Origin of the sequence: Xenorhabdus szentirmaii DSM 16338 (assembly GCF_002632585.1) — a bacterium.
GTDB lineage: Bacteria > Pseudomonadota > Gammaproteobacteria > Enterobacterales > Enterobacteriaceae > Xenorhabdus > Xenorhabdus szentirmaii.
This window is the reverse complement of record NZ_NIBV01000002.1, coordinates 1,580,857-1,596,881: the sequence shown is the minus strand read 5'-3', so window position 1 is coordinate 1,596,881 and position 16,025 is coordinate 1,580,857. Positions and strand designations below refer to the sequence as shown.

16 protein-coding genes are annotated in these 16,025 nt (G+C 45.4%); 10 read left to right on the top strand and 6 right to left on the bottom strand.

Going from position 1 to position 16,025, the window contains the following annotated elements:
• Positions 1–133: 133 nt before the first annotated feature.
• Positions 134–886 (top strand): copper homeostasis protein CutC, encoded by a 753-nt coding sequence (gene cutC, locus Xsze_RS16960; RefSeq protein ID WP_038240512.1) that lies wholly within the window; start codon positions 134–136, stop codon positions 884–886.
• Positions 887–1,044: 158 nt separating this feature from the next.
• Here the strand turns inward: cutC and cmoB are convergent, their stop codons facing one another.
• From cmoB to Xsze_RS16945, 3 genes are all read right to left on the bottom strand, one after another.
• Complete coding sequence (cmoB, locus tag Xsze_RS16955; protein WP_038240511.1) at positions 1,045–2,016, bottom strand: tRNA 5-methoxyuridine(34)/uridine 5-oxyacetic acid(34) synthase CmoB; 972 nt, start codon at positions 2,014–2,016, stop codon at positions 1,045–1,047.
• Positions 2,013–2,786: a carboxy-S-adenosyl-L-methionine synthase CmoA gene (gene cmoA, locus Xsze_RS16950; protein ID WP_038240509.1), complete on the bottom strand. Its 774-nt coding sequence runs from the start codon at positions 2,784–2,786 to the stop codon at positions 2,013–2,015. The genes cmoB and cmoA overlap by 4 nt, the downstream gene beginning before the upstream one ends.
• A 204-nt stretch (positions 2,787–2,990) precedes the next feature.
• On the bottom strand, positions 2,991–3,389 hold the full coding sequence (locus Xsze_RS16945; RefSeq protein WP_038240508.1) for an MAPEG family protein: 399 nt from the start codon (positions 3,387–3,389) through the stop codon (positions 2,991–2,993).
• A gap of 271 nt (positions 3,390–3,660) precedes the next feature.
• Between Xsze_RS16945 and aspS the strand changes: the two genes are divergently transcribed.
• The 6 genes from aspS (at position 3,661) to ruvB (ending at position 9,087) form a co-directional block, all read left to right on the top strand.
• The gene (gene aspS / locus Xsze_RS16940) at positions 3,661–5,430 is read left to right on the top strand and encodes an aspartate--tRNA ligase (protein WP_038240507.1); all 1,770 of its coding nucleotides are present in this window, start codon (positions 3,661–3,663) and stop codon (positions 5,428–5,430) included.
• Positions 5,430–5,864, top strand: a complete 435-nt coding sequence (nudB, locus tag Xsze_RS16935) for a dihydroneopterin triphosphate diphosphatase (protein WP_038240506.1) — start codon at positions 5,430–5,432, stop codon at positions 5,862–5,864. Before aspS ends, nudB begins: the two co-directional genes overlap by 1 nt.
• Before the next feature lie 30 nt (positions 5,865–5,894).
• Complete coding sequence (locus tag Xsze_RS16930; protein WP_038240505.1) at positions 5,895–6,638, top strand: YebC/PmpR family DNA-binding transcriptional regulator; 744 nt, start codon at positions 5,895–5,897, stop codon at positions 6,636–6,638.
• 196 nt (positions 6,639–6,834) lie between these two features.
• Complete coding sequence (gene ruvC / locus Xsze_RS16925; protein WP_038240503.1) at positions 6,835–7,356, top strand: crossover junction endodeoxyribonuclease RuvC; 522 nt, start codon at positions 6,835–6,837, stop codon at positions 7,354–7,356.
• A gap of 80 nt (positions 7,357–7,436) precedes the next feature.
• Positions 7,437–8,063: a Holliday junction branch migration protein RuvA gene (ruvA, locus tag Xsze_RS16920; RefSeq protein WP_038240502.1), complete on the top strand. Its 627-nt coding sequence runs from the start codon at positions 7,437–7,439 to the stop codon at positions 8,061–8,063.
• Positions 8,064–8,079: 16 nt separating this feature from the next.
• A complete protein-coding gene (ruvB, locus tag Xsze_RS16915) occupies positions 8,080–9,087 on the top strand; it encodes a Holliday junction branch migration DNA helicase RuvB (protein ID WP_038240501.1) in 1,008 nt (335 codons plus the stop codon).
• Positions 9,088–9,317: 230 nt separating this feature from the next.
• On the opposite strand, the gene znuB is transcribed toward ruvB, so the two are convergent.
• Both znuB and znuC read right to left on the bottom strand, forming a co-directional pair.
• The gene (znuB, locus tag Xsze_RS16910; RefSeq protein WP_038240500.1) at positions 9,318–10,106 is read right to left on the bottom strand and encodes a zinc ABC transporter permease subunit ZnuB; all 789 of its coding nucleotides are present in this window, start codon (positions 10,104–10,106) and stop codon (positions 9,318–9,320) included.
• The gene (gene znuC / locus Xsze_RS16905; protein ID WP_051462481.1) at positions 10,103–10,906 is read right to left on the bottom strand and encodes a zinc ABC transporter ATP-binding protein ZnuC; all 804 of its coding nucleotides are present in this window, start codon (positions 10,904–10,906) and stop codon (positions 10,103–10,105) included. Before znuC ends, znuB begins: the two co-directional genes overlap by 4 nt.
• Before the next feature lie 32 nt (positions 10,907–10,938).
• On the opposite strand from znuC, the gene znuA reads away from it, so the two are divergent.
• The 3 genes from znuA (at position 10,939) to lpxM (ending at position 14,314) form a co-directional block, all read left to right on the top strand.
• The gene (gene znuA, locus Xsze_RS16900; RefSeq protein ID WP_038240499.1) at positions 10,939–11,895 is read left to right on the top strand and encodes a zinc ABC transporter substrate-binding protein ZnuA; all 957 of its coding nucleotides are present in this window, start codon (positions 10,939–10,941) and stop codon (positions 11,893–11,895) included.
• 20 nt (positions 11,896–11,915) lie between these two features.
• A complete protein-coding gene (gene mepM, locus Xsze_RS16895) occupies positions 11,916–13,226 on the top strand; it encodes a murein DD-endopeptidase MepM (protein ID WP_038240498.1) in 1,311 nt (436 codons plus the stop codon).
• 119 nt (positions 13,227–13,345) lie between these two features.
• Positions 13,346–14,314: a lauroyl-Kdo(2)-lipid IV(A) myristoyltransferase gene (gene lpxM / locus Xsze_RS16890; protein ID WP_038240497.1), complete on the top strand. Its 969-nt coding sequence runs from the start codon at positions 13,346–13,348 to the stop codon at positions 14,312–14,314.
• Positions 14,315–14,383: 69 nt separating this feature from the next.
• Here lpxM and pyk read toward each other — a convergent pair whose 3' ends face one another.
• Positions 14,384–15,826 carry a pyruvate kinase gene (pyk, locus tag Xsze_RS16885; protein ID WP_038240496.1) on the bottom strand — a complete coding sequence of 481 codons (1,443 nt, stop codon included), beginning with the start codon at positions 15,824–15,826 and terminating at the stop codon, positions 14,384–14,386.
• Positions 15,827–16,025: the final 199 nt, after the last annotated feature.

The window sequence follows — 16,025 nt, the reverse complement described above, 5'->3', positions numbered from 1 at the left end:
TATACAGCGAAAAACAGGAGCGAAATACAATAAGGAATGGGACAAGACGCAGCCCCTGAATCAGGGGAGGTCATGGTTTGGAGAGTTCATTTGTCTGGACTGTCTACTACGGAGTTACATTAAGGGGCTTTGAATGATGAAGCTGGAAATTTGCTGCTATAGCATAAGTTGTGCTTTGGTTGCGCAGGAAGCTGGCGCTGATCGTATTGAATTGAGTACAAGCCCATTGGATGGAGGAGTCACTCCCAGTTTTGGTGCGTTGCAACAGGCACTGCAACGATTATCTATACCTGTACATCCGATTGTACGACCAAGGGGAGGCGATTTTTGTTACAACGAATCCGATTTTCAGGTCATGAAGAATGATGTTGCCCGTATCCGTGACATGGGATTTCCTGGTGTCGTTTTCGGGGTACTGAATGAAGAGGGTCATATTGACAGACTCCGCATGAGGCAATTGATGTCACTGTCAGGGGATATGGCAGTCACTTTTCATCGTGCTTTTGACATGTGTTTTGATCCCCATGTTGCATTGCAACAACTCACTGAGCTTGGTGTTCAGCGCATTCTGACCTCTGGTCAGCAGCAAAATGCCGAGATGGGGTTACCTTTATTGAAAGAATTGGTTCAAGCCAGTCAGGGACCAATCATTATGCCCGGAGCGGGTGTCAGAGTCAGCAACATCAGCAAGTTTCTGGAAAATGGGATGGTAGAAGTTCACAGTTCAGCAGGCAAAATAGTCCCTTCTTCCATGAAATATCGGAAAGCTGGCGTGACAATGAGTTCGGACGACCGTGATTTGGATGAGTATTCTCACTACAGCGTTGATGGGCAGCTAGTTGAATCGATGAAAGGGATTATCAGCCTGATTAAACGGAAAAATTAGGGAGTTACCTGAGACAGGAAAGGTTGACATATTGACTTCGGATTAGATACTGACTCTAGGATGAGGTATTGAAAGTGTGAACTGCGAATGAGGGCAATTCACACTTTCGGCACTTTCAATATCCTGACTCAGGAAAAAAGCGCCAAGACAAAAAAATGCTATGGTTTACGGGCAATAAGGGCGGCCCGTAATGGTGCCGGATAGCCTTCAATTGTTTTGCTTTGGTCGTTTGGATCAAGGAAGTTCGCTAATGATTCAGTCTTCATCCATTCTGTCTGGCGTTGCTCACCCTGTGTTGTCACTGATTGGTCGATAATTCTTACATCGACAAAACCGCATTTTTCCAGCCAGACTTTCAGCATTTTGGCAGACGGAATAAAGTAAACATTTCGCATTTGCGCGTAACGTTCACCCGGAATGAGGCATTGATGTTCGTCACCTTCAATCACCAGACTCTCTAAAATCAGTTCCCCTCCGGATACCAGCTGATTTTTCAGTTGCCACAGATGATCAAGGGGAGAACGACGATGATAGAGAACCCCCATGGAGAACACGGTATCAAAGGCTTTCAGATCGGGTAATTGTTCAATGCCTAAAGGAAGAAGGTGGGCGCGTTGGTCATTTCCCAGTAATTTCCTGACAGCTTCGAACTGGCAAAGGAAAAGTTGGGTCGGATCGATGCCGACGACAAATTGTGCACCTTCTCCCACCATGCGCCACATGTGATAACCACTGCCACAACCAACATCAAGTACTGTTTTGCCTTCTAAAGGGGAGATATGGGGGATAAGCCGATCCCATTTCCAGTCAGAACGCCATTCAGTATCAATGTCAACGCCATAAAGGGAAAAAGGGCCTTTGCGCCACGGCATGAATATCTTCAGGATATTGTGGATACACTCTTTCTCGCCGTGGGACAGTTCCGGTTCATGGGTGGCAATGACACCGTTTTTCAGGTCAACGTGAGTCGGTTGAATGTCAGGCAGTCTTTCCAGCACTTTCAGCCATGAGCTAAATTGCCCGTGCAGCGATTCCCTTTGCCAGTGATTCAGTTGTGCAGGCAGGCATTCCAGCCAGTGACTTAAATGATTTTTGGCGATCAGTTGATAAAAATTACCAAAATCGATCATGCGTCAGCTCCTTTTATAGCCAATAAGGAACCGAAATTGAAACATTGGAACCAGACTTCAACATGTTGAAATCCTGCTTTTTTAAGGCGTGACTTATGGGTTTCAACGGAATCTGTCCGCATGACATTTTCCAGCATGCTGCGTTTTTGACTGATTTCCAGTTCACTATAGCCGTTGGCTCGTTTGAAGTCATAGTGCATATCGAACAACAGTTCACCAATTTGTTTATCTTCAAAATTAAATTTTTCAGATAAGACCAGAACACCGCCGGGTTTTAATCCAGAATAAATTTTATCCAGCATTTTTTGGCGATTGTCAGGATGCAGAAATTGTAATGTGAAATTCAGCACAACCATTGATGCATTTTGAATGTCGGTATCAAGAATATCTTGTTCTATTACCTCAACGGGAATACTTGCCTTGAAGGAATCAATGTGACGCTGGCAGCGTTCAATCATTGCGGGAGAATTATCAACAGCAATAATGCGGCAACCATGGATATTTTTATCATCGGCACTGATGGTACGTCGAATTGATAATGTCGCCGCACCAAGGGAACAACCGAGATCATAAATGTGGCTGTCCGGCGTAACAAAACGTTCTGCCAACATACCTATCATGGAAATGATATTGGAATAACCGGGAATGGAACGTTTCACCATATCGGGGAAAACTTCGGCAACTCGTTCGTCGAAACTCCAGTCACCTAAATTGGTAATTGGGGCAGAGAACAGACTGTCCCGTTGATTATGAGGGTCTTGATTTGACATAACAGCATTGATTTTGGAAACAATAAGAAACCCCTATTCTAACAGAATGCAAGAAAAGGCAGAAAGGGATAATCAATGGAATTCCCAAAGCAGCATGATACTGCTTTGGAGATAATGACAGTATGAATTGGGGGAACGCTCCTGTGGATTTGTTTTTATTGCCTTGCGGCAAGCTGCAATCTGTCTGGACAGGTTCTTGTCAAGTTATATGTAAAGAGAGAAAATCTGCTCCCACGGTAAATAATAAATATTGATGATAATCATTATGGACATTGATATGTAGGTTGCAGCCATTCCCATCCGCCGCCACTGCATCTCACGATGACGCAAACCAAAATAGTGCAGTAATCTGCCGGACAGCAGGACTAACCCACAAATATGCAACATCCAGACAGCAGCGCCATTCATTTCCATCATTACCAATAAAAGCATCGAAATTGGAATGTATTCAACTGCGTTGCCATGAACCCGAATGGCGGTTTGCAATTCGTAAAAACCACCATCGCCATGAGCTACCCGGTATTGTGTTCTTAATTTGACGACATCCAAAGATAGCTTAATCAACAACAGTGCACCCAAAACGATGTAAAGCGAGCTAACCATTTTTTAACTCCATTGCCTAACCCAAAAAACGGCGGAATGATGATAAACCCCAAAAATGAAACTGTCGCTATAAATTGTAGTATTCAATGGTTAATTCTATGAATATTATCGGATAAGAAAAAATTGTCTTGTTAAGAACGAAGTTATGGCCTTATCTCCGGTTAGAATTTCCAGTATAATGGCTATCTTTTTTTGACAATTCTTCCTAAAAAAGAACAATGCCAAAATTTCCGCAGCAGAAAGCACAATGAGCTGAGTAAAAGGATATTGTATGCGTACTAATTATTGTGGGCAATTGAGCCTAGCCCATGAAGGCCAAAAAGTAACCCTGTGTGGATGGGTAAACCGTCGTCGTGACTTGGGTGGTTTGATCTTTATTGATATGCGAGATCGTGAAGGTATCGTTCAAGTATTCTTTGATCCAGACAAAAAAGAGGCTTTTGCTCAGGTGTCTGAACTGCGTAATGAATTTTGTATTCAAATTACAGGAATTGTGCGTGCACGCCCTGATAGCCAAATCAATAAAGATATGGCCACCGGTGAAATCGAAGTTTTCGCAGAAAGCCTGATGATTTTTAACCGTTCCGAGCCATTGCCACTGGACAGCAACCAGAATAACAGCGAAGAACAGCGCCTGAAATATCGCTACCTTGACCTGCGCCGTCCTGAGATGTCGCAGCGTTTGAAAACGCGTGCGAAAATCACCAGCTTTGTTCGTCGTTTCATGGATAATGCAGGTTTCCTTGATGTGGAAACGCCGATGCTGACTAAGGCAACTCCGGAAGGTGCGCGTGACTATTTGGTGCCAAGCCGCGTTCATAAAGGTGAATTTTACGCACTGCCCCAGTCTCCGCAGCTTTTCAAACAATTGCTGATGATGTCCGGCTTTGACCGTTATTACCAGATTGTTAAGTGTTTCCGCGATGAAGACCTGCGCGCAGATCGCCAGCCTGAATTCACTCAGATAGATGTTGAAACCTCGTTTATGACATCTGAACAAGTGCGCGAAATCATGGAAAAAATGATCCGTGAATTGTGGCAGGAAGTTCGGGGTGTTGATTTGGGCAATTTCCCAATCATGACATTCGCAGAAGCGATGCGTCGCTTTGGTTCGGATAAACCCGATTTGCGCAACCCTCTGGAATTGGTGGACGTTGCTGATCTGGTTAAAGATGTGGAGTTTGCTGTTTTTGCTGAGCCTGCCAATAACCCGAAAGGCCGTGTTGCCACGATTTGTGTTCACGGCGGGGCAGAGTTGAGCCGTAAGCAAATTGATGAATATGGTAAATTTGTCGGCATTTATGGCGCGAAAGGTTTGGCATGGATGAAAGTCAACAATCGTGCCGCGGGCTTGGAAGGGGTACAAAGCCCGATTGCTAAGTTCCTGTCTGCTGAGGTGGTTGAAGGCCTGTTGTCCCGTACCAATGCGCAGGATGGTGATATTCTGTTCTTCGGTGCTGACAAGAAAAATGTGGTTACCGATGCAATGGGAGCATTGCGCCTGAAACTGGGCCGTGATTTGAACATCACCGATCTGGCAGCCTGGAAACCCCTTTGGGTTGTTGATTTCCCTATGTTTGAAGATAACGGAGAAGGCGGATTGACGGCAATGCATCATCCATTTACCTCTCCGAGTAATCTGTCAGCCCCTGAATTGGAAAACAATCCGGAATCCGCTATCGCAAACGCTTACGACATGGTTATCAATGGCTATGAAGTGGGCGGTGGCTCTGTTCGTATCCACCGTAATGATATGCAGCAGGCTGTATTCCGTATTTTGGGCATCAGTGAGCAGGAACAGCAGGAAAAATTTGGCTTCTTATTGAATGCCCTGAAATACGGTACTCCTCCGCATGCCGGCCTGGCTTTTGGTTTGGATCGCCTCGTCATGTTGCTGACCGATACAGATAATATTCGTGATGTGATTGCTTTCCCGAAAACAACGGCAGCGTCATGTCTGATGACCGATGCACCAAGTTTAGCTAATCCCGCATCACTGGAAGAACTGGCAATTTCAGTAGTTAAAAAAGAGAGCGAATAATGGCTTACAAGCGCCCTGAATCTGTGCTGGTTATGATTTATGCCTTTGACAGCAAAAGGGTGCTGATGTTACAGCGACGGGATGATCCTGAATTCTGGCAATCCGTAACGGGGAGCCTTGAAGAGGGAGAAACACCGAAGGAAGCTGCGTTGCGCGAAGTACAGGAAGAGATAGGCGTTGACATTGTCAACGAAAATCTTGAACTGATGGATTGTCAATGCAGCCTCTATTATGAGATTTTCTCACATCTAAGATATCGATATGCGCCGGGGATCACGCGTAATAAAGAACATTGGTTCTCACTGGCGTTACCTGAAGAACGTGTGATCCTGCTGACTGAACATCTGGCTTACCAATGGCTGGTGGCTGAAGAGGCCGCTGCGCTGACCAAGTCGTGGAGCAATCGGCAGGCAATTGAAGAATTTGTTATTTAGTCTACAAGACGTTTTATCGGAGATATATTCATGGCAGGTCATAGTAAATGGGCCAATACCAAACACCGCAAAGCTGCGCAGGATGCAAAACGCGGTAAAATTTTCACCAAAGTTATCCGTGAATTGGTTACAGCAGCGCGTCTGGGCGGTGGTGATCCGGCTTCTAACCCTCGTTTGCGTGCAGCAGTCGATAAAGCTTTGTCCAACAACATGACCCGCGATACGCTGAATCGCGCGATTGCCCGTGGTGTTGGGAATGATGAAGCAGATAACATGGAAACCATCATCTATGAAGGTTACGGTCCGGGTGGTACAGCGGTAATGGTTGAATGCTTGAGTGATAACCGCAACCGTACTGTTTCTGAAGTTCGCCATGCGTTCACCAAAACCGGCGGTAACTTGGGTACAGACGGCTCGGTTTCTTATCTGTTCACCAAAAAAGGGGTCATTTCCTACGCACCGGGCCTGGATGAAGATGCCGTCATGGAAGCTGCGTTGGAAGCGGGTGCTGACGACGTTGAAACTTATGAAGATGGCGCGATTGATGTCTATACTACTCCGGAGTCTTTCGGAGAAGTTAAAGATGCGCTGGATGCCGCGGGCTTCAAGGCGGATTCGGCTGAAGTTTCCATGATCCCATCCACCAAGGCAGAATTGGATGCGGATACTGCACCTAAATTACTTCGTCTGATCGATATGCTTGAAGATTCTGATGATGTGCAAGAAGTTTATCACAATGGTGAAATTTCTGATGAAGTTGCAGCCTTGCTGTAATTAACGTCAGGGTTCACAGCGTAGAGAAAGTGCTTCTGCTGTATACCCAGTGGATTTTCATTGGATTTCAAGATGCGGCCAGCAAAGCTGCAACTTGAAAGATGACGGGTAAGAGCGCTTTCTCTAACGTTTTATCCCATATCATATGGCACATATCTAGGTGATGACTAGGCGAAGACTAGGTGAATAAGTCGATATGGCGATTATCCTTGGTATTGATCCCGGCTCCAGAGTGACGGGATATGGTGTTATCCGTCAGCAAGGACGGCAACTTATCTATATTGGCAGCGGTTGCATTCGAACAAAAGTAGATGATTTGCCCAGCCGTTTGCAAAGAATTTATGCGGGCGTGACTGAAATCATCACGCAATTCCAGCCTGATGCCTTTGCGATAGAGCAGGTTTTCATGGCAAAAAATCCGGATTCAGCCCTGAAATTGGGGCAAGCCCGTGGCGTCGCCATTGTTGCTGCGGCGAACCAGACTATTCCGGTCTTTGAATATGCAGCCCGTCAGGTGAAGCAGACCGTGGTAGGCACCGGTGCGGCGGAAAAAAGCCAGATCCAGCATATGGTACGCTCAATGTTGAAGCTGTCGGCCAATCCACAGGCAGATGCTGCCGATGCTCTGGCTATCGCCATTACGCATTGCCATCTCAGCCAAAATTTGTTGCGGGTTGGGGATGCAAGATTAAATTTAACGCGAGGGCGTTTGAAATAATTGAATGCTGGATATACGTCCAGCTTTTTTTGTGCTATAAGCTAGCGGAACGATTTATTTTTATTTTCAGGGGGTAAACAGTGATAGGGCGTTTAAGAGGAACTGTATTGGAAAAACAGCCGCCATTGGTTTTATTGGAAACTAACGGTGTCGGTTATGAAGTTCATATGCCAATGACCTGTTTTTATGAACTGCCTGAGATTGGTCAAGAAGCTATCTTATTTACACAATTTATTGTACGTGAAGATGCCCAGTTGTTATATGGCTTTAATGATAAGCAGGAACGGGCGCTCTTCCGTGAGCTGATTAAGGTCAATGGTGTCGGGCCAAAATTGGCACTGGCTATCCTTTCTGGTATGTCTGCCCAGCAATTTGTAATGGCGATTGAGCAAGAATCCATCTCATCATTGGTTAAACTGCCGGGAGTCGGTAAAAAAACGGCTGAAAGACTGGTGGTAGAAATGAAAGATCGCTTTAAAGGCCTGAATGGTGATCTCTTTAATCAAAGTAATCAAAGTAATGACATCAATTTGCCGGCGACCGCCAACCAAAAGAATTCTGATGCTGATATTGAAGCAGAAGCTGCGGCAGCATTGGTTTCTTTGGGCTATAAACCACAAGAAGCCAGCCGGATGGTGAGCAAAGTGGCGAAACCGGGCGCAGATTGTGAAACGCTGATACGTGAAGCGCTTCGTGCAGCTTTGTAATTGCAGGAGTTGAGTGATGATTGAAGCTGACCGTTTGGTTTCAGCAGGGGTTCTGCAAGATGATGAAGCCATTGATCGCGCTATCCGGCCAAAATTTTTGTCTGAATATGTCGGGCAACCCCACGTTTGCGAACAGATGGAAATTTTTATTCAGGCGGCACGTCAGCGCGGTGATGCACTGGATCATTTATTGATTTTTGGTCCCCCGGGATTGGGTAAAACCACATTGGCAAATATTGTTGCAAATGAAATGGGGGTTAATCTCCGTACAACATCGGGCCCTGTATTGGAAAAGGCCGGTGATCTCGCGGCCATGCTGACCAATCTGGAACCTCATGATGTTCTGTTCATTGATGAAATCCACCGTTTATCCCCCGTTGTGGAAGAGATCCTCTATCCTGCGATGGAAGATTACCAGCTCGATATCATGATTGGGGAAGGGCCTGCCGCCCGTTCCATCAAGATTGATCTTCCTCCGTTTACTTTGGTTGGCGCGACTACACGAGCGGGTTCTTTAACTTCACCATTGCGCGACCGGTTCGGTATCGTACAACGGCTCGAATTTTACAATGTCGATGATTTGCAAAGCATTGTTTCCCGCAGCGCCCACTATATGGGATTGGATATTTCTGAAGACGGGGCAAGGCAAATCGCAATGCGTTCCCGTGGCACGCCCCGCATTACAAACCGTTTATTGCGCCGTGTACGTGATTTCGCTGAGGTCAAGGGCAATGGTTCAGTGAACAGTGATATTGCCGCTCAGGCTCTCAATATGCTGAACGTTGACTCAGCAGGGTTTGATTACCTTGACCGTAAGTTGCTGGTTGCCATTATTGATAAATTTATGGGCGGGCCGGTCGGGCTGGATAACTTGGCCGCGGCGATTGGTGAAGAGCGGGAAACCATTGAAGATGTCCTCGAGCCATTTTTGATCCAGCAAGGGTTTATCCAGAGAACACCGCGAGGCCGAATTGCGACGAATCATGCTTATCGGCATTTTGGTTTAAGTAAAGAAAATGAGTAAATTTGCCCGTTAGTTTATAACCTATTGAGCCATAAAAGAGTTCATAAGCCAGAAAAGTGGATAAAAAAACAAATTCGGCACTGTCCACAATCTGCACTCTCCATAATGAGGGTGGGGCACATCAATGAACAAGGGCTATAGCAAATTTGCTATAGCCCTTGTTCATTGTCTTTGGAATGCCAATAGCAGCCTTTTTCTCTGAAAGAGCGAAGGCTGTTAAAGGATAAAGATTAGTTTGCTGTTGCTTTACTCGTCAGACTCAACGCGAATAACATAGCGGCACAAAGCACAACAGAAGGCCCGGCTGGTGTGTTATAAAATGCTGATAATGTCAACCCTCCCGTCACAGAAAGCATCCCGACAATAATGGCAAAAACCGCCATTTGTTCTGGTGTACGTGAAAAGCGGCGGGCAGTTGCAGCAGGAATGATCAGCAGGGAAGTGATGATTAACGCACCAACGAATTTCATCGCCAGACCAATGGTTAATGCCGTCACTAACATTAATAATATCCTGAGGCGCTGGATTTTAATCCCGTCAACAAATGCCAAATCTTGGCTGACTGTCATTGACAATAACGCACGCCATTGCCATATCAATAACCCGGTCACAATTGCAACACCTATTGCAATCAAGACGAGATCTTCATAAGTGACGGACAGCAAATCCCCGAACAAATATGACATCATATCGACCCGTACGTTGGTCATGAAGCTGACAACGACCAAACCCAGAGATAGCGCGCTGTGAGCCAGAATACCCAGTAATGTGTCAACCGCCAATTGCGGGCGTTTTTCGAGCCAGACTAAAATCACCGCTAATATCAGTGTAACGGCAATCACGACATAAAAAGTATCTAGATGCAGTAAAAAACCAAATGCTACACCAAGTAATGAAGCATGCGCCAACGTGTCACCAAAATAAGACATTTTTCGCCAGACCACGAAAGAACCAAGAGGGCCTGCGGAAATTGCCAATAAAATCCCTGCCAGCCAACCGGGAAGTAATAATTCAATCATCGACGCGGTTCTCCACCCTTTTTCAAAATAATTTTTCCCCTCAGATCATGATGATGATTGTGGTGGTGACGATAAACAGCCAGTTGCTCAGCACCGTGGCGGCCAAACATTGCGATGAATTCTGGATGCATTGACACCACTTCCGGTGTACCGGAGCAGCAAATGTGTTGATTAAGGCATAAAACTTCATCTGTTTTCGCCATTACCAAATGCAGGTCATGAGATACCATAAGCACCGCGCAATTAAGTTCAGTTCTAATCTGATTGATTAAATCATAAAGTGCTAATTGACCATTGACATCCACACCTTGTGTCGGTTCATCCAGAACCAAAAGTTGGGGATGATTGAGCAAGGCTCTGGCGAGCAAAACACGCTGAGTTTCTCCGCCTGACAGTTTTTGCATGGGTTGTTCTAACAAATGCCCGGCGTTGACCCTGTTCAGTACAGGCATAATATCTGATGTTTTGACCTTGGGCCTGAGCATCATGAAGCGTTTGACTGTCAAAGGAAGTGTAGGATCAAGGTTAATCTTTTGGGGAACATAGCCAATTTTCAGTACCTGACTGTGTTCGATTGTGCCTGTGGTGGGCTGGACTAAGCCGAGAACGACACGCACCAATGTTGATTTTCCTGCACCATTCGGGCCGATCAGCGTTAGGATTTTTCCCTGACTCAGATTGAAAGAAATATTGTTTAATACTTTGCGGTTACCAAACTCAACCGTAATATTTTTTAAGGTAATCATAGTTGACGTGTTAAAAGTATCTTGCAGAATCACTTTAATGTTATAGTATAACATCACTTGTTCTTTCTGCATGGAATATTCATCTTATGTTACACAAATCACAGAGATACGCGCATAAATTTTTTTATAAAACAGCATTGATATCTTCATTGGTTGTTGGAATGAACTGTTCTGCTCAGGCGGATGTTGTGACGTCTATCCGCCCGCTGGGATTTATTGCTGCGGCTATGACTGAGGGGGTAACAGGTACGCAAGTCCTTTTGCCTGATGGATCTTCTCCGCATGACTATGCGTTACGGCCTTTAGATGTCCGTAAAATTAATCAGGCTGATTTGGTTGTCTGGATTGGCCCGGATATGGAAACTTTTTTAGCGAAGCCTATCGGTAAGATTGCGCAAAATAAACAATTGGAACTGGCTGAATTATCGACTATTAAGCCATTATTATTAAAAAATGATGAAGATAATGATGAATCAGGTGAATCGCATCAGCATAAACATGAAACTGATCACGAACATCATCATCATGGTGAATATAATATGCATATTTGGCTTTCGCCAGAGATTGCAGGGAAAGCCGCTCAGGCAATATATGAACGACTTGTTGTGCTTTATCCGCAAAAAAAGGAACAATTAGACGTAAACCTACGTAAATTCAATGGACAGCTTGTACAAACTGATAAGAATATTGCTAATATTTTAAAGCCTGTGAGAAAGCAGGGGTATTTTGTTTTTCATGATGCATACAATTACTTTGAAAAACACTACCAGATGGCTCCAATCGGGTATTTTACAGTGAATCCTGAAATACAACCCGGAGCACAGAAATTACATTACATACGAACACAATTGGTTGAGCAAAAAGCAAAGTGCATTTTTGCTGAGCCTCAATTCAGACCGGCTGTCATTCATGCCATCGCAAAAGGCACCGATGTACGTATCGGAATACTTGATCCTTTGGGCAGTGACATCGCATTGAATAAAGATAGCTATATGAAATTTATAACTCAGCTGTCACAGCAATATGCGGGTTGTCTGAATTAAAACAATAAGGAATTCTATTAGTGCAGCAGATAGCTAAAACTATTGTTCTGGTATACAACAATCTGCCAAAGCCACACAAAATAATGCTTGGCTCGTTGACATTAGTCACTCTGGCTGTCGCAGTATGGCGGCCGGTTCTCTTCCATGATCGGGAAGAGCGCACAGGCAACATTATTCTCAGTACACCCCAAACAATCCCGGACGCAACAGATGATGTAGCAGGTGATGCTAACGAACAATTCCCCGATGAAGGGATTGGTGATGAAGATGGGGGAACGACGGCAGAATCAGTTCCCCATCAGTATGTTGTTTCCAGTGGTGATACACTGAGTTCAATTTTAACGCAGTTTGGAATTGATTCTTCTGATGTGGCCTTGTTGGCAAATCAGTATGGCGCTTTGCGTAATTTAGGTATCGGTCAGTCGTTGTCTTGGGACGTCGATGAAAATGGTAATCTGAAAGCGTTGACGTGGGATATATCACGTCGTGAAACCCGCACGTATACCCGCGAAGGTAATTCTTTTAAAGAAACCAAGGAATACCAAAAAGGTGAGTGGAAGAATAATGTCATCACCGGTATTGTGGATGGTAGTTTTAACGGAAGCGCGTTCTCAGCAGGGTTAACGAGTAGTGAAGCCAGAGAAGTGACGAAAGCACTGCAATGGCAGATTGACTTTCGTAAGTTGCGTAAAGGTGATCGTTTTTCTGTACTGATATCTCGTGAAATGCTGGATGGAAAGAGCGAACAGAGCCAGTTACTGGGCGTTCGCCTGCAAAGCGGCGGAAATGATTATTATGCTTTCCGGGCTAATGATGGCCGTTTCTACGATAGTACAGCTTCCGGTCTGGAACGTGGCTTTCTGCGTTTTCCTACCACCAAACAGTTCAGAGTCTCATCCCCTTTTAATCCACGCCGCTTAAACCCAGTTACAGGACGCGTTACCGCCCATAGAGGTGTCGATTTCGCCATGCCGGTGGGAACGCCTGTTTTGGCAGTCGGTGATGGGGAAATCACGGTGGCGAAATTTGATGGCGCAGCAGGAAACTTTATTGCCATCCGCCATGGCCGCCAATATACCACCCGATACATGCACTTAAGAAAAATATTGGTGCAACCGGGGCAAAAAGTGAAACGGGGTGAACGTATTGCATTATCAGGTAATACAGGGCGTTCAACAGGTCCACACCTGCATTTCGAATTCTGGGATAACCAACAGCCTGTTAATCCGCTTACAGCAAAATTACCGCGTTCAGGTGGCTTAAGTGGTAAAGAGCGTGCTGAATATATTGCGATGGTTAAGGAAATTAAACCTCAACTGTTGCTGGATTAAGTGCCCGGTTTTCAATTATTGACAGACATAAAAGCGGATGATTGATATCATCCGCTTTTATGTTTTTTGTTGGAAACTTGCGTTTAGAAGGCGAGTGTTGGAATTCTCAGAGTTAACTCATGAATAAAGAGAAAGATACAGATAGTAAATTGGGATATACACCTCGATTTCATCGTTCTTATTTGCATCCCCGTTATTGGGGGCTTTGGGCTGGTGTGGGCGTCTTGGCAGGATTAGCGTATATTCCGGTAAAATGGCGTTCCCCAATGTTGGCTAAGATAGGTGTTTGGGCGGGGAGAAAAGCGAAAAGCGCACGCCGTCGGGCCAAAGTCAATTTAATTTATTGTTTTCCTGAGTTAACAGAGCAACAGCGTGAAGAATTAATTGATCGCATGTTTGCGACTGCACCTCAATCATTTGTTTTGCTGGCGGAACTTTGTTTGCGAGGGGCGGATTCAATACTTTCCCGCACTCAATGGCACGGCGAAGAAATTATTCAAGATTTGAAAGCGCAGGGCAAAAATGTCATTTTTATGGTTCCGCACGGTTGGTCCGTTGATATCCCTGCCATGTTATTGCTGGCTCGTGGTCAAAATATATCGGCCATGTTTCATCATCAATCGAATCCGGTAGCGGATTATTTGTGGAATAAAGCCCGTCATCATTTTGGGGGGCGTCTGCATTCCCGTGATGCAGGGATTAAACCTTTTATTGCCTCCGTTCGGGAAGGGTATTGGGGGTATTATTTACCTGATCAGGATCACGGTGAAGAACACAGTGAATTCGTTGACTTTTTTGCGACTTATAAGGCTACATTGCCCGCGATTGGTCGTTTAATGAAAGTGTGCCGTGCAGCCGTTGTTCCGCTATTTCCGGTTTATAACTGTCAGACTCATCAGTTGGAGATTTATATCCGTCCCCCAATGGATGATATTGCAGGGCAGAATGATACCTATATTGCCCGTCGCATGAATGAGGAACTGGAAAATTTGGTTACCCCGAATCCGGAGCAATATACATGGATACTAAAATTGCTCAAGACACGTAAAGAAGGGGATATTGAACCTTATAAAAGGAACGATCTTTAATTTCTCAATAAATAATAATGATGATGAAGGGGCGGTATCAGCCCCTTCACCGTTTATTGGGTTCGGTTGTTATTCTACTTCAAGCACGCGGCAGGTGTTGGTGCTGCCGATGGTTCCCATTTGATCCCCCTGTGTTACCAATACCAAATCACCAGAAACAAGATAGCCTTTATCACGCAGGCGGTTTACTGCTTCATTTGCCGCCGCAATGCCGTCAATGTGAGAGCCGCAATAAACAGGCGTAACGCCACGGTATAATGCAGTACGGTTTAAAGTTGACTCATGGCGGGACATGGAAAAAATAGGCAGTCCGGAACTGATGCGGGACATCATGCGGGCAGTGCGCCCAGATTCGGTCATGGCGATAATGGCTTTCACACCGTTCAGGTGGTTGGCGGCATACATGGTGGACATTGCAATGGCTTCTTCAATGCTGTCGAATGTCATATCCAAACGATGTTTGGAGACATTGATACTCGGCATCTTTTCCGCACCCAGACAGACTTGCGCCATCGCTGCCACCGTTTCTGCCGGATATTGACCCGCTGCTGTCTCTGCTGAAAGCATGACGGCATCAGTACCATCCAATACCGCGTTGGCGACATCCATCACTTCAGCACGGGTTGGCATAGGATTGGTAATCATCGATTCCATCATTTGCGTGGCAGTAATGACGACACGATTAAGTTGACGGGCACGACAGATCAGTTTCTTCTGCACACCGACCAGTTCAGGGTCACCGATTTCAACACCCAAATCACCACGGGCAACCATAACAACATCAGAAGCCAGAATGATTTCATCTATGATTTCGTCGCTGCTCACCGCTTCCGCTCGTTCAACTTTAGCGACAATTTGGGTTTCGCAACCCGCATCACGGGCAAGTCGTCGGGCATAATTCAGGTCTTCCCCTGAGCGGGGGAAGGAGACAGCAAGATAATCAACCCCGATTTTGGCAGCCGTGACAATATCTTCTTTATCTTTTTCCGTCAGTGCTTCGGCGGATAATCCCCCACCTAATTTATTGATGCCTTTATTGTTAGAAAGTGGGCCGCCTACAGTCACTTCTGTATAGACCTTCATGCCCTGGACATCCAGAACTCGCAACTGAACCCGTCCGTCATCCAAGAGCAGGATATCGCCGGCTGTCACATCAGACGGTAATCCTTTATAGTCGATACCGACTTTTTCTTTATCGCCTTCTCCCTTGGCCAGATTTGCATCCAGCAGAAATTTATCCCCGACATTCAGAAATATTTTCCCTTCCTTAAAGGTGGATACGCGTATTTTAGGCCCTTGGAGATCGCCAAGTATGGCAACATTGCAGCCTAAACGAGCTGCTATTTCACGCACTTTGTTGGCACGCTGGATATGATCTTCCGCGACACCATGAGAGAAATTGAGGCGGACGACATTGGCTCCCGCACGGATAACTTTTTCTAGATTATTGTCACGATCTGTAGCAGGGCCAAGTGTGGTGACGATTTTTGTTCTTCTGAGCCGTCTGGACATGTATTACTCCGTTGACCGGTGAAGTATACCCTCTGTTTTCAGGTTGCGGTGCTAGCGGCGGCGCTGACTTCCCGTCAGTTACATATTGGTTATGTTTCAGGGGATTGATTTCTTTGCCGTTGTACTGCAACTCAAAATAGATTGAGTATATGACTTTTTGATTATTAAAAAATGACTATTTTATCCATTAATTATTCGC